Consider the following 14907-nt stretch of genomic DNA (forward strand, 5'->3'; position numbering starts at 1 on the left):
ACTACATTGCGTCGTTGTTACTTTCGTGCATCACAAATCCGCTCAACATCAGTCCATCATCAAAAAGAGTCGACTCAAAACTTTCGACTAAATCTTCTGATACTACGACCTGAAAATCTTCATTTTTTTCGAGGTGATTATCTTTTGTTGTCATTGTGTTTACCTTTTGTTGGTGTTGTGTGAGAGTTTTCGCATACAAACTTAATTTAGTATCAATAAATATATCAAGTTTAATATTGATAGTTGGGGAGAAGATCGCGCCATAAAGTTGAAAGGTAATTCGCAGATTTCTTAATATCAGGTGGAGTGTCAGCGCCGATGTAAAAATGACCCACCTGAGGCAAACTATCCGCTCGTAACCTCATTGAAACGGCGGATCATGACCAATCAGGAGCAACTAGTGGAAATACACGTTTCTACATCAACAAGGTCTCAGCATTCGCCGCATTGCTAAGCAGTTAGGCATTTCGAGGAATACTGTGCGTACTTACCTTCGCGATAAGCAGAAAGTGCCCGTCTATGCCGAGCGTCAATTACACCCAACAAAACTTCATCCGTATCACGACTATTTGCAGCGTCGAATTGAAGGTGCGAAGCCGTATTGGATCCCTGCAATCGTGCTTCTTCGTGATATAAAAGCTCGAGTATACGACGGTGGGATCACCATGCTCAAAGAGCACATCAGACAATACAAACCAAGTGTACCCTCCGACCCAGTTATTCGCTTCGAGACTCAACCAGGCGAACAGATGCAAGTCGACTTCACAACCGTCACTCATTTCGGTAGACGCATCAAAGCCTTCGTTGCGACACTTGGCTCCAGTCGATCAATCTTCGTTCGATTCACTGGTACGGAGCGTCAAGAAGACTGGATTAACGGTCTTGAAGAGGCGTTTGAATACTTCGGTGGCGTGCCTAAAGAGTGCTGTTCGATAATGCAAAAGCAATCATGATAGAGCGTGATGCCTATGGTGAGGGAGCACATCGTTGGAACTCAGCATTACTGAAGCTTACGAGGACAGGCACCTCAGTCTTTATCAGTGAGATCTCAGGGCGTCCCAACCTATTAGAAACGCTCAAGATTGGGCAAGGCTTGATGACCTGTATGACGCTTATGAAGCCCCTTTATCGGATCAACAAACGTCATGGGATAATTATCTGGAACAGCCAGGAGGAATAGAAGACACTTTACAGATAAAAGTTTTATCCGAGCCTGAAGCGGTGACTCATCTTGAAAACACCAATCTCAATTCATCATCAATGCTGAGTGGTAAAGTCTTCAATCGTGCTGGCAAAGGTGTTGGTCATATTGTCACTGTTACAAAAATAGGTGAAGGCCCGGGTCAATTTGTTGTTAATGATAATTTATTTGCGGCAACGTCTCGAAACGGTAGCGATATAATGAGCTCACAACAAGTCGTGGACTACAGAGGGCGGGGGGAAGCATTGGTGCCTGTCCTTAAATCACTTATTAAAACCAATATAATGTTCATTAAAATCGCTGACCTCGACCACTGCGCAGGGGCCCGCGCTGGCAATTAAATAATACTCACTCATTTTCCTATCTCCACGTTGCCTTTTTCGTCATTAATTCGCCTTTGGGTTGACTGATTAGTAATTAAGTTATTTTTTAGGCTTTTTTTGTTCTGTTAGAGCCTCATACCTAGCTGCTATCAATATCAAACTCAGCGGGAGGAGGAGAGCAACTCAACTTCATTCAACTAGATATCTTTAGATTGGGGCTAGGGACTGAATGAGTATTCAATAAGCTTCGAATTCAAATATCAAGTATCGCTCTAGAGGTATGTTTTTAACATTTAACGATTTTTACTCCAATTTTGTGTCTTTTGGGATGTAAAAAATGCAGTAGCCAATTTCAGTTAACCACTACATCACAATATGAGCTCGATTTGGCTTTACAACTGCCCTGTATCGCCGATATATGTCTTACAAATTAATCAGCCCAACGCACCCAGATATCTTGCATTTTGGCGTTCAACATCGCGTCTACGACACTATCATGTACGAACAGAAATGATGGGTCTTGATCAAGCTTAAACAACAGGCGTTGTTGTAGGGGGATGGCATTGAGTTTGTTGTCGTCCAAAACAGGGACAGTCACGGCGCCGATGGAAGGCGTATCGCAGTGCCATTGTGTTGCGTCTTTGTCCAGTACATCATAGCGATTAAAGACATGGAAAAAGACATAGTCGACATCATCAATCGTTTCCAACTCTTGCTCGGTTCCGATATCAATTTGAGCGTCAAGATCTTCCAATGGACGAAACGGGTTTTTAATTCGCTCTATCCCTTCAGGAGCCATTGATGACAGAATATCGGCGTATTTCTTCGCAAAAAATAAACGTGGGCTTTGAGCAAAATCAATGACAAGATCTGGTTGTACCGAAAACATTCGCTTTTTATTAGCTTGGACCAAACGATTGTTTCTCTGAAACTCTTTGTCTCGATGAACTAGTTGATAGTTAAGCACTGCTATTATTCCTTAAACCGTAAACCCAAAACCCATGTCCCAATCTAAGAGAGGAACAAGGTGTAGCCCTTTAGCCCCTATAACACTCAGCTTTTCAGCGACACTTCTATGCAAAATATAAGTTCCCCTCATACCGTAGATCTCAAACATCAAACGCTTATTAAGTGGAATTGTTAGCAACTTATTGGCATCGAGGCGAATATTAATCGCGGATACTTTGTCATTATCCCCACGGCTAATAAATTGTCCGTTGTCAAAATCGTAAGCCTTAATTTCATTATCAAGCATCATTACCCAGTATAAATGATCCGTATTATCAGCATGTGTATACATAGCAGGTACTAACTGAAGCTGATAGAGGTCTTGATACTCTAATACTTGCTTTACCACTGAAGAAACCATTGGTAAGCCATCAAGTTCCATTGCGTCAATAAGCGGAACTCCCTCATCGGGCTCTGCGGGTGATTCTGCTCTAACAGGTGCCTTAAATGTGGTAGGAGCCATAGCTGTTAAATAATGGTCTCTGCTACAGACACAAGAAGGAGATGGCACCTCATATGTACCGCAATGCAATACTACGTATTCGTTATTAACATCAGTCATGCTTACTGCCCTATTTTAAGGTCATAGTTTACGATTTGTGTCTTGGATATCAGTTGCAAAAGGACATGCTTTGGAGGAGCTTTACACGGCATTCCGTTACCAGAATTTTGACACCCCAAATAAGGCTTGGAGCCGGGCTTAAAGTTCATACCCTGTTGCGATAACGGCCAAATAAAATTACTCACAAATGTGAGAATCTCATTGCTTGACTCATTAGTGTAGAGTTAGTAGTTTTACCACAACTCTTTGCTGTTTTTGATGAACGCCGACACCCAGTGGATGCCGTAAATATATTGCAGCCCAGCTTCCATGACGACTCGCTTAGATAACGCGTCAACTTTGGTGTGCACAAATTCCGGAATCTCGTAATCGCCTTCTGGCTTAAAGGTTTCGTCAATCCGAATCGGTTCAATAGGCGGGCGGGCACACGCTTTAAAACCAATATAATGTTCATTAAAATCACTGACCTCGACCACTGCGCAGGGACCCGCGCTGGTAATTAAATAATACTCACTCATTTTCCTATCTCCAAGTTGCCTTTTTTGTCTAACGCTGTTGATGCCACTGGATTCGAATAGACGAAGCTGGGGCAGATTCCGCTTCTCAGAAGCCAATCACGAGGGGGTTAGTACAATCTATCAAACCAAATATCAACGGCCCCGGCTTGTTGCAACCCAATCAAAAAATCGGTGGCGATCGTGGCTTTATCAAAAGGGATGAATGTCATGCTATGTCCTTATTAAATGCACTGTGCACAGGGTTTGAACGTGGTATTGATTGGATTGGTCGCCATGATACGCTCGACAATGGTACGGTGGAAAAGAATGCGAGCCGACTCTTCCATCATAAAGATGAGCCGCTGACTGAGTGGCGTTTCAGCAAGGAACTTTTCATCAATGACTATTTTTTCTAATCCTGTTACTCCGCCGAATGAATCGACACAGGTGTACTCTGACTTATCAAGATCGAGGCATTTAAGCTCTTGCATATAGTTGATGAACAAATAGTCTCGGTGTCCTTTGCTGTTTTTGATGAACGCCGGCACCCAGTGGATGCCGTAAATATATTGCAGCCCAGCTTCCATGACGACCCGCTTAGACAAAGCTATGACTCCTATACGCACAAATTCCGGAATCTCGTAATCGCCTTCCGGCTTAAAGGTTTCGTAAATACGAATCGGTTCACTGGGTGGGCGAGCACACGCTTTAAAATTAATATAATGTTTATTGTGATCGCTGACCTCAGCCACCGCGCAGGGACCCGCGCTGGTAATTAAATAATACTCACTCATTTTCCTATCTCCAAGTTGCCTTTTTTCGTCATTAATTCGCCTTTGGTGAAAGCCCGCAAAGTGATTTGCGGGCTTTTTTGTCTAACGCTGTTGATGCCACTGGATTCGAATAGACGAAGCTGGGGCAGATTCCGCTTCTCAGAAGCCAATCACGAGGGGGTTAGTACAATCTATCAAACCAAATATCAACGGCCCCGGCTTGTTGCAACCCAATCAAAAAATCGGTGTTGATCATCAGCTCTTTGTTATCCCAAACGAGGGGGGTTTGCTTTGCGACGTGGTCATCAAGTGACGTCAGTTCCGGTAAGATGGCAAAATCAATGAAGGCATACTCGTCACACGTTTTATCCAAGTCATGCTCAGTATTGGGTACGTTAAAATCCAACTCTGCCCACCACTGTGTGAGTTGGTCGAGCCACTTTTCATCCAGTCTTTCTAGGATATCTTCGTAAATATAGAGGGTTTTGATCTCACCAAAATTCATGTACACGTCTGGTTGCGTGAAGACAAACGTTGCGCGTTTTTCAGGTAAAACGGTGGCGATCGTGGCTTTATCAAAAGGAATGAATGTCATGCTATGTCCTTATTAAATGCACTGTGCACAGGGTTTGAACGTGGTATTGATTGGATTGGTCGCCATGATACGCTCGACAATGGTACGGTGGAACAGAATGTAAGCTGCCTCTTCCATCTTAAAGATCAGTCGCTGATTGAGCGGCGTTTCAGCAAGGAACTTTTCATCAATGACTATTTTTTCTAATCCCGCTACTTTACTGAATGAATCAACATAGGAATACTCTGACTTATCAAGATCGAGGCATTTAAGCTTTTGCATATAGTTGATGAATAAATAGTCTCTGTGTCCTTTACTGTTTTTGATGAATGCCGGCACCCAGTGGATGCCGTAGATATATTGTAGCCCGGCTTCCATTACCACTCGCTTAGATAATGCGTCAACTTTGGTGTGTACAAATTCCGGAGTCTCGTAGTCGCCTTCTGGCTTAAAGGTTTCGTAGATCCGAATCGGTTCAATAGGCGGGCGAGCACACGCTTTAAAACCAATATAATGTTCATTAAAATCGCTGACCTCGGCCACCGCGCAGGGGCCAGCGCTGGCAATTAAATAATACTCACTCATTTTCCTATCTCCAAGTTACCTTGTTTCGTCATTAATTCGCCGTCTGCATTGACTAATTCGTGATTGACTGGCGAACCATTTTTTCTGTGTACACATGGGGTACGTGGCTTGTCTTTACCTTCGGTTTTGGCATTGGCGCAGCCGATGCTTGCACCTGTGCGGTAATCTTTACCAAACCCTGTAATGGTCCAAGTGAAATTATTAATATGTTTTACCCCACGTTTACTTAAGTCACGCATTCTCTTAAAGAACTCTGTATCCTGCTTGTCATCATGACAAAATGTCCCCTCTTTGATAGTATCCTGTATTTGTTCTAATTGTTTTTTTATCGCTTCTATATAAGTGGCGTTTGAAACGCGTAATCGCTCGTCTAGAGTGTCAGGAATGTCCTGACCTGTTTCTATTAAGGCCAGCATGCTGGTGTAGTCGACTCCTTTGGCATGTGGCCCTTTATGGACCGCGACCCCCAATTGGCAGGCCACATCAGTGGCCGAGGGCAAAAACACGCCATTTTTGGTTTCATCAATATCGTACTTAAAATGGCTACGGTATTTCTTCCACTGCTCGTTCATCACGGTTTCAGACGTGATCACATGGTGAGCTTGCAGGTTACCAGAACGGGGATTACGAGCATCACACCATGGGTGCTCTTTGTAATCTTTGCCCGCTGGTCTTTTAGCTGTGATCCCAGCCTTCCAGCCCGCATTTAACAAATTCTTGGCTAAAAAGGCGCTATTGCCTTCTTTTGCATATTTTCCGATGGTGGGCGCTTTGGCGCCTTTACAAAATTTCGGGTCGTTCTTCTTCGCGCCTTTTTTTACCCTTCTATCACACAGTGGACAACTGTTCTTCTTCTTCTTTTTTTTCTGATTCGCGACATCATGACGACTACCGTGCTGAGCGGTAGATTTTGCATCATAGGTCGAGCGAGCAGGGTACACTTTGCCGGATTTGGCTGTGATTCTTGCGACGTTATCGTCGATCTCTTTTAGAGCACGGTTGAACATATCGGGGGCGACATTATCAACGACTTTTAACTCAGCACCGACTGCTTTTAAGGTATCTCCCAGCACGAGATAGCCTAACCGATTCGCATACCCTGCCATTTCTTCAAAGGCTTTAATTGAAGGCGTCAGGATATCAGACAAGATTTTGGCACAATCTTGGGTATATTGTGTGAACTTTAATTCGCGTAAAAACTTGTCTGGGTTTCCTTTACCAAGTTGACGCAAGAAAGCCAGAAGATCATCCAACTTGATGTCCTTGCCGACTTCGATGATGGTTTTTCCAACGCCTTTGAGGATACTTCCAAGTGCAGGAATACAACCAATAATAGTCAGGACCAAGTTGCGCCAGTTCTCAGGCTTTTCTCTTCCTTCTTTGCTGCTTAACTTCATGATGTTGGCGACGATATCGCGTACGTCGGCGGCTTGATCAATGAACGGAATCATCGTGATGCAGGCATTTGCGATGATCTGAGTAACGGTTTGGTCTTCGTTGAAGTCCCCTAGAATGACTCCCCATACCCATTCGAAGACGCCCAATGTGGCCGATTTTGTGGACTCCCAAAATCCGGGTTGGCCTTTTTTGGCTGCATTGATAATGTCTTCAGTGCTCGCTGCAGGGTTAAAGTCTGGGTTGGCCAATATGGGTTCATTCGGGAAAAATCCTCTGGTATCTTCACCGTATTCTACGGAGAACACGCCAGGTGCGAGGCCACTGATACTTGCTTTGCCTTTCGTGTCTAGATGTCCTTCAAACTTGGTGTTTCGGCCATCAACAACGGTGTAGTGCGCACCTTGAACAGGATCCCCATCTGAATATCTTAGCGCTAAGTCAACCGTATACGTCCCTTCAGCCTCTTCGGTGACGGTCACAGAAGGGTTTTGGGCACCACCGAGGCACAGGGTGTTGCCTTTATTCATGGTCATTTGGTCTGACAAACGACACACCCCTTTCCCTTCTATTGAAACCGTGGGGGAGGCGGAGATGAATTGAGCTTCGGCTTCGATGGTGCCTGAGGCAATCCCTTTTTTATCACCACCCGCATCTCCGGTACTGACTGCAAATTTACTGCCCTTAATCGCGATACTGTTGCCGCCATCCATAAATACGGTGGTCGTTCCATCGACCAGATCAGCGGATTTGGCATTGTTACCATAGGGGATAGGTACAACCGCATTTCCGACTGTGGTCAAACAAACGTCGGGCAAGGTGGCATTAGCTTCACCGCCGGATCCCTTATGAACTACGCTGAGTCCATTTGCACAAACTGTTACACCCATGATGCGCCTTGAGTCATTGAAATAAAGATAAACAATGATACTAAATAAGGTGCGCATCAATCTAACTGAAAACCTAGTGATAATGAAGTAGTTGCACTTCAAATTCACTAAATTAATAGTTCTTGGACGCATGTCTCAAAGTTTAGTGACACTCTGTTGTTGCTTATCTCCTAGTAAAATGTAGGGAGTTGTTCGATTCAGGCTAATTTGTGCAACTCGCTGTTGCATAATTGGTTTAGGAGGGGAGCTATTGCAAAGGTTGCAACCGTTCAACTGCATAGGAATACTCGATGGTTTATTGCTTGGCAATGTGCATGTTTTACACATTAGTTAATTTTATTGCCAGTTCTATGCCTTCTGCAGCATTTGGGGACAGAAGCGAGTTAGCTTTCCTCTCGTCATCATCATTCACTTCCCATCAAAAATCTATGCGCTAGATACTAGCTAACTGAATAAAAAATAGCACTTTATTTATGATTGACTCTATGTGATGCACATTAACGTAAAACTGAGTTTGTATGGTAAAATCGCGCGATAAATCGATGCATCATTAAGTTGTTTTCTTGTTGTTAAGAGAGTAACAATTGACCAAAGAGAGTCACCATGCTAACAGGCAAAATTCGTAATCAGATCGACCAAGTTTGGGCAATGTTTTGGACAGGCGGTGTCGCTAACCCCATCTCAGTGATTGAGCAGATCTCATATCTACTGTTTATTCGTCGTTTAGATGAACTGCAAAAGACCGCTGAGCGTCGCAGCCAAGCGACAGGCCTACCACTGAATAACCCAACCTTTACGCCTGATGAGCACGCCCTTCGTTGGAGTAGTTTCAAAGACAAAGATCCAGACGTCATGATGGACATCGTTCGTGATCGCGTGTTCCCTAAAATCAAAGCGCTGCAAAATCAAGGCAGCTTTGCTGAGCACATGAAAGATGCGATTTTTATGATCCCATCTTCAAAGTTGTTGGATCAGGTCGTGCAATTGCTCAGCGCCATTAACATGGACGACAAAGACACCAAAGGCGATCTGTACGAGTACTTGTTAAGCAAATTGCAACAGTCGGGCGTGAACGGTCAGTTCCGTACCCCGCGTAACATCATCCAAATGATGGTTGAGCTGATGCAACCAAAAGTGGGTGACACCATTTGTGACCCATCATCAGGGACCTGTGGTTTCTTAATGGCGGCAGTAGAGTACGTTGAAGAGCATCACGCTGCCGATGTGAACAAGCCTGAACAGCGTAAACACTTCAATAATAAAATGTTTACTGGCTTTGATTTTGATAAACACATGCTGCGTATTGGTGCGATGAACATGCTACTACACGGGATTGAAAACCCAAGTGTGCACTACCGTGATAGCTTGCAAGACCAAGGTGACGAGAACATCATCGATGCCTATAACCTTATCCTTGCCAACCCACCGTTTAAAGGCTCAGTTGATTTCGATATTGTTGCACCAGACTTACTGCGTGCATTAGGTAAGAATCCAGTTGTTAAGAAAACGGCACCTAAATTCAAAACCGAAATTGACGAAGATGGCAACGAGATTCAGGTTGAGGTCAAAAAGAAAAAGCCGACCGAAAAATCAGAGCTGCTGTTTTTAGCCTTAATCCTTCGTATGCTGAAAGTTGGTGGTCGCGCCGCAGTGATCATCCCTGATGGTGTGTTATTTGGTTCGACTAAAGCGCATAAAGCAATTCGTGAGCAAATTGTATCTAAGCAGAAGTTAGAGGCGGTCATTTCACTGCCTTCAGGTGTCTTCAAGCCCTACGCAGGGGTAAGTACTGCCATTCTTATCTTCACCAAAACCAACAGTGGCGGGACAGATAACGTCTGGTTCTACGACATGCAGGCTGATGGCTATTCACTGGATGATAAGCGTACCCAGCTGTTTAAGGATGGCGAACAGCCAACTCACGAACAAAGCAATATTGCCGATATTATTGCACGCTTTAAAACCCTAACTAACGAAGACAACACACCAAACCGCGACAGCCCGGAATATTCGCGTAAAAAGACCGAGCAGAGCTTTATGGTTTCGGCGTCTGACATCACCAATAACGACTTTGACTTGAGCATTAACCGCTATAAAGAAGTGGTGTACGAAGAGGTGAAATACGATGCACCACAAGACATCTTGAAGCGCATAAAAACGTTGCAGGATAAGATGGCGAAAGGTGTGGCTGAGTTGGAAGGGTTACTGAAATGAGTTGGCCAGCTAGAAAACTAGGTGATGTTGCTCCGTCAAAACCTCTCAAAAATATCACCCTTGCAAAGGATGAAAGCGTTTGGCAACTCACATTAGATCAAGTGGAAGCCAATTCAGGGAGTATCTTAGAGCGTGAAGTAAAACAGATATGTGATGCTGGAACGTCAACGCATTGGTTTGATGAAAGGTATGTTCTTTATTCAAAGCTTCGTCCTTATTTGAATAAAGTTGTTTTGCCAGACTCATTAGGTCTATGTACGTCTGAGTTAGTTCCTTTGTTACCAAAGGCAGGTGTTTTGAACCAAAAATATCTGACGTATTACCTTCGCTCACCCCAGTTCGTAAGTTGGGTGTCAGAGCAAACCGCTGGTGCGAAGATGCCACGGGTATCTATGAAATTATTTTGGGATCATGAAATCCCACTTCCACCACTAGAAACCCAAAAGCAAATTGCCGCGTTGCTAGAAAAAGCCGATCAATTGCGTAAAGACTGCCAGCAAATGGAGCAAGAGCTAAACAGCCTCGCTCAGTCAGTGTTTATTGACATGTTTGGTGATCCGGTGACGAATCCTAAGGGGTGGGAAACTGAATCTCTTGATACTATTGCTAAAGTTCAAATAGGTCCATTTGGCTCGCAACTTCATAAAGAAGATTATATTGCGGACGGAATTCCACTAATCAATCCTACTCATATTGTTAAAGGTCAGATCGTACCTGATATGAATTTGACATTAACACCAGAAAAGTTTGAAACCTTACCCAACTATCACCTTCAGACTGGTGACATTATTATGGGGCGTCGCGGTGAGATGGGGAGAACGGCATTGATTGATGAACGTTCCCAAGGTTGGTTTTGTGGTACTGGTAGTTTGTATATTCGTATCACTTCTCAGTTAGTTCAGCCCGCATTCTTAAATTCTGTTATGTCTTGTAGCTCGATGAAAACTTGGCTCGAAGAGCAGTCCCTAGGAGCGACAATGCCGAACTTGAATAAAAAGATTTTGCATTCAATTCAAGTTCCAACTCCTACAGCAGCAGTGCAAAAAAATTACGCCCTTGCTTTGGATGTATTGTGTAAGCAGCGACAAGAACAAAAAGAGCATATTAAAGAGCTGGATGGATTATTTAACGCCCTTATGCAAAAAGCCTTTAAAGGCGAATTAAACCTATAAAAAGAATAATGATGTAAAAAGGAAATTCAATGTCAGATACGGTTAACGGTTCAACGAGCAACTTCGGCTTTATGGATGTTGCCCTTAACGGTGGCAACGATGTCTACACCACGCGTTGTGCTGAGATTCAAACTCGTGCCAAAAATGCGGAACGCAACATCAAAACTGATCCTCGTATTGCAGGTTTCTATGCCCGCAATGCATTGGAATTGATGGTTGAGACCGTATTTGACATTGATAGTTGGCTTACTCGCCCTCGACATGACGCCACCCTAATGTCGCTTATTCATGATAAGGACTTTAAGCAAAATTTAGAAACTCACTTGTTTCCCAAGCTTAAGCTGGTGATCCAAGTGGGTAACGAAGCGGTACACAGTAAAACCACACTGCCACAGCGTGATGCCCTACAAGCGGTAAAAGAGCTGCACCATGTGCTGTATTGGTTTATTCGCACCTATACACCCGCCTTTGCAAACAGAGAGTTGAATCGTAGTCAGTTTTTAGTTCAGCCATTTGATGAAACCTTAATCCCTCAGCAAGTGGTTATTGATGCCACCGTGGCGACCAAGGCACTGAGCAGCATTAAACGGGTTCAAGAGTTAGAGAAGCAGCGAGAGCAAGACGATAAAGTCGAGCGAGAGGCCTACTTACAGCAGCTTAAAGAGAACGAAACGCTAAAAGCAGCAAACCAAGCCTTACTTGAACAGATCGAGCAAGCCAAGCAAAGTGCGGAAAAAGTCACCGATACGCACAACTATAACGAGGCAGAAACTCGCACTTATCTTATTGACGTACTTCTTCACGAGGCTGGCTGGAAGCTCGAACATAAGCGAGATCGTGAATACCCTGTGTCAGGTATGCCAATTTCTCAGGCAAACCCTAAAGGTAATGGTTTTGTTGACTACGTGCTATGGGGTGACGACGGTACAGCGTTAGCGGTGGTTGAGGCAAAACGCACTCATCGCCGAGCGGAAGACGGGCAACAACAAGCGAAGCTTTACGCTGACTGCTTAGAAAAGCAGTGTGGTGTGCGTCCTGTTATTTTCTATAGCAACGGCTATGATACCCATCTGTGGGATGATCATTTCTACCCGCCGCGTCAAGTTCAAGGTTTTTACACCAAAGCCGAACTTGAGCTTATGGTGAAGCGTCGTACCGATCGCAAACCTTTCTTTGACAATGGCCAGCCAAACAATAATTTGGTGATTAATAACGAAATCACCAACCGCCACTATCAAAAATCAGCCATCACCAAACTACTGCAAGACTTTGAGCTAGAACATGAGCGCAAAGGGCTATTCGTTATGGCAACGGGTACGGGGAAAACTCGTACTGTCATTAGCCTTGTTGATTTGTTGGTAAAAAACGATTGGGTTAAGAACGTTCTGTTCCTTGCCGACCGTAATGCGCTGCTTACCCAAGCTAAGAAGCACTTCGTTAAGCTACTGCCTCGCGTAAGTTGTACTATTTTGGATTCTGGTCAGAGTAAAAACAGTATCGACAGTCGTTTGTACTTCTCGACATACCCGACCATGAAGAATCTCTTGGATCGTGGTGCCGATGAGCGACCATTTGGTGTTGGTCATTTCGATTTGATTGTTGTCGATGAAGCGCACCGTTCGGTCTACTCGAAATACCGCCAAATTTTTGAGTATTTTGATGGCTTCTTAGTGGGGTTAACCGCCACACCAAAAGATGAAGTCGAAAAAGATACTTATGGCATTTTCGAACTACAAAAAGGGATGCCAACCTACGCTTATGAAGACGACAAAGCGTATGACCAAGGTTACCTTGTACCACCCACTAAGATTTCTGTGGCAACCAAGTTTTTACGTGAAGGCGTTAAGTACAAAGACCTATCACCTGAAGAGCAAGAAGAGTGGGAAAATAAAGCTGAACTCGAAGACCGAGATGAAGTGTTGCCATCCGAAGTGAATAAGTTTCTGTTTAACGAAGATACCGCAGAAAAAATGTTTGCTCAGTTAATGAGTAAAGATGATCGCGGTGGTATCCACGTAGAAGGCGGTGATGTCATCGGTAAAACCATCATCTTTGCAGCCAACAATGACCATGCCGTTTTCCTTGAGAAGATGTTCAACAAGAACTATCCGAAATGGGCAGGCAAGCTCGCACGCGTGATCACCTTCAAAGAGACTTATGCACAAAGCCTGATCGATGAGTTCAGCGGCGACGAAAACAAGATTGACGAATTCGACCCTAAGAACCCTACATGTCGTATTGCCATCTCCGTAGATATGCTCGATACCGGTATTGATGTACCGGAAGTCGTGAACCTTGTGTTCTTCAAAGTCATCCGTTCTAAAGTGAAATTCACCCAGATGATTGGCCGTGGCACACGTTTGTGTAAAGACCTCTTTGGTCCGAATGATGATAAGAAAACATTTAAGGTTTTCGACTATTGCCAAAACTTTGAGTATTTCGATGCGAACCCTGAAGGCATAGTTGTCGGTGTAGTAAAACCCGTGACTCAACAGGTATTCGAGAAGCGCGTTCTGCTTAGTACATTGCTTAACAGCAGGTTGAATAATGAAGCGTTCCGAGAGCAACACCCAGAAGACTGCGAGCGCTATTCTGAACTAAATCGTTACCAACTGGATATGTTGCACCACATTGTCAGTGGGATGAATCTCGATAACTTTATTGTCAGACCGAAGCGTCGAGCGATAGAGCCATTTTTAGAGCGTGAGCATTGGGATAACATTGATGACGCTAAGTTTACTGAGCTAGAGAGTCAGATCTCAGAACTACCAACGGAAGCTGAGGCTTTTAACTCTGCTGAGCAGCTTAACCATCTATCACACCGCTTTGACAGCCTTGTGCTGACCATGCAGCTAGACCTGTTAGAGAAAGGTATGTTGTCGGAAACAAGCCGTGGGCGAGTTATAGAGTTTGCAGAACAGTTAGAAGCCAAATCAACCATCCCAGCAGTACAAGCGCAGCTGCAACTGATTCAGGACATCCAGACTCAAGAGTTTTGGCAAGATATCCATTTAGTGACGCTTGAAGAGTTACGACGTAAGTTGCGAAATCTTATGTTTGCATTGGATAAAGAGCAGAAAGAGAAAGTTTATACCAACTTTGAAGATGAGAGTTATGAGCCAATTGATGTGACAGGGAAGTACAATAGTCCTAGTGTCGATCTATCCCAGTATCGAAAAAAGATTGAGCTCTATATTCAAGATCACCAAGACCAATTAACCATCCAAAAGCTAAAGCGTAATAAAGCCATTACCCAAGCGGACTTAGATGTTTTAGAAGGTTTGTTACTGGAAGCTAGTGGTGTGAGTGATGTAGACACGTATCGCGAAAAAATCTTACAAGAGAAGCCTTTAGGTACGTTTATCCGTGAGCTTGTCGGCTTAGACATGAATGCAGCCAAAGAAGCATTCAGCAGCTTCCTTGATGAAGAGTCATACAACGCTGAACAGATTCAATTCGTCGATCAAGTGATCGATTACTTAGTTAACAACGGCATTCTCGATATGTCGCAGCTCTTCGAGCCACCGTTTACAGATAACCACGGCGAAAGTGCTTATGGCTTCTTTGATGAAGGAACCGTTGTGGAGCTATTTGGAGTGATTCGCACAGTAAACGCAAATGCAGTGGTGGCAGAAAGTCAGAGTGCTTAGGATTTGATTGATAGAAAATATCACCACCTAGCGCCCAACGTTGAATGCCTTCCCCGGAAAGCT

General features: G+C 44.1%; 12 protein-coding genes. 4 read left to right on the forward strand and 8 right to left on the reverse strand.

What is annotated here, in order from left to right:
• Position 1: 1 nt before the first annotated feature.
• On the reverse strand, positions 2-154 hold the full coding sequence (locus tag HLM86_RS02065) for a hypothetical protein (RefSeq protein WP_170882083.1): 153 nt from the start codon (positions 152-154) through the stop codon (positions 2-4).
• Between the two features lie 292 nt (positions 155-446).
• On the opposite strand from HLM86_RS02065, the gene HLM86_RS02070 reads away from it, so the two are divergent.
• Positions 447-953, forward strand: a complete 507-nt coding sequence (locus tag HLM86_RS02070) for a DDE-type integrase/transposase/recombinase (RefSeq protein WP_367947041.1) — start codon at positions 447-449, stop codon at positions 951-953.
• A 1001-nt stretch (positions 954-1954) separates the two neighbouring features.
• Here the strand turns inward: HLM86_RS02070 and HLM86_RS02080 are convergent.
• From HLM86_RS02080 to HLM86_RS02110, 7 genes are all read right to left on the reverse strand, one after another.
• Entirely contained in the window at positions 1955-2491 is a 537-nt protein-coding gene (locus HLM86_RS02080; RefSeq protein ID WP_170882082.1) for a hypothetical protein, read from the reverse strand.
• A 12-nt stretch (positions 2492-2503) separates the two neighbouring features.
• On the reverse strand, positions 2504-3094 hold the full coding sequence (locus HLM86_RS02085; protein ID WP_170882081.1) for a hypothetical protein: 591 nt from the start codon (positions 3092-3094) through the stop codon (positions 2504-2506).
• 233 nt (positions 3095-3327) lie between these two features.
• Positions 3328-3612 carry a hypothetical protein gene (locus HLM86_RS02090; RefSeq protein WP_170882080.1) on the reverse strand — a complete coding sequence of 95 codons (285 nt, stop codon included), beginning with the start codon at positions 3610-3612 and terminating at the stop codon, positions 3328-3330.
• A gap of 221 nt (positions 3613-3833) precedes the next feature.
• The gene (locus tag HLM86_RS02095) at positions 3834-4385 is read right to left on the reverse strand and encodes a hypothetical protein (protein ID WP_170882079.1); all 552 of its coding nucleotides are present in this window, start codon (positions 4383-4385) and stop codon (positions 3834-3836) included.
• Positions 4386-4545: 160 nt separating this feature from the next.
• Positions 4546-4959 (reverse strand): hypothetical protein, encoded by a 414-nt coding sequence (locus tag HLM86_RS02100; RefSeq protein WP_076585124.1) that lies wholly within the window; start codon positions 4957-4959, stop codon positions 4546-4548.
• A gap of 12 nt (positions 4960-4971) precedes the next feature.
• Complete coding sequence (locus HLM86_RS02105; protein WP_170882078.1) at positions 4972-5523, reverse strand: hypothetical protein; 552 nt, start codon at positions 5521-5523, stop codon at positions 4972-4974.
• The gene (locus HLM86_RS02110) at positions 5520-7808 is read right to left on the reverse strand and encodes a PAAR-like domain-containing protein (RefSeq protein WP_170882077.1); all 2289 of its coding nucleotides are present in this window, start codon (positions 7806-7808) and stop codon (positions 5520-5522) included. The genes HLM86_RS02105 and HLM86_RS02110 overlap by 4 nt, the downstream gene beginning before the upstream one ends.
• 603 nt (positions 7809-8411) lie before the next feature.
• On the opposite strand from HLM86_RS02110, the gene HLM86_RS02115 reads away from it, so the two are divergent.
• From HLM86_RS02115 to HLM86_RS02125, 3 genes are read left to right on the forward strand one after another with little or no spacing between them, the layout of a single operon-like run.
• Positions 8412-10022 (forward strand): type I restriction-modification system subunit M, encoded by a 1611-nt coding sequence (locus tag HLM86_RS02115; RefSeq protein ID WP_170882076.1) that lies wholly within the window; start codon positions 8412-8414, stop codon positions 10020-10022.
• A complete protein-coding gene (locus HLM86_RS02120) occupies positions 10019-11194 on the forward strand; it encodes a restriction endonuclease subunit S (RefSeq protein WP_170882075.1) in 1176 nt (391 codons plus the stop codon). The genes HLM86_RS02115 and HLM86_RS02120 overlap by 4 nt, the downstream gene beginning before the upstream one ends.
• 29 nt (positions 11195-11223) lie before the next feature.
• Positions 11224-14844: a DEAD/DEAH box helicase family protein gene (locus HLM86_RS02125; protein ID WP_170882074.1), complete on the forward strand. Its 3621-nt coding sequence runs from the start codon at positions 11224-11226 to the stop codon at positions 14842-14844.
• Positions 14845-14907 lie beyond the last annotated feature (63 nt).

Origin of the sequence: Vibrio ostreicida (genome assembly GCF_013074385.2) — a bacterium.
GTDB classification, from domain to species: domain Bacteria; phylum Pseudomonadota; class Gammaproteobacteria; order Enterobacterales; family Vibrionaceae; genus Vibrio; species Vibrio ostreicida.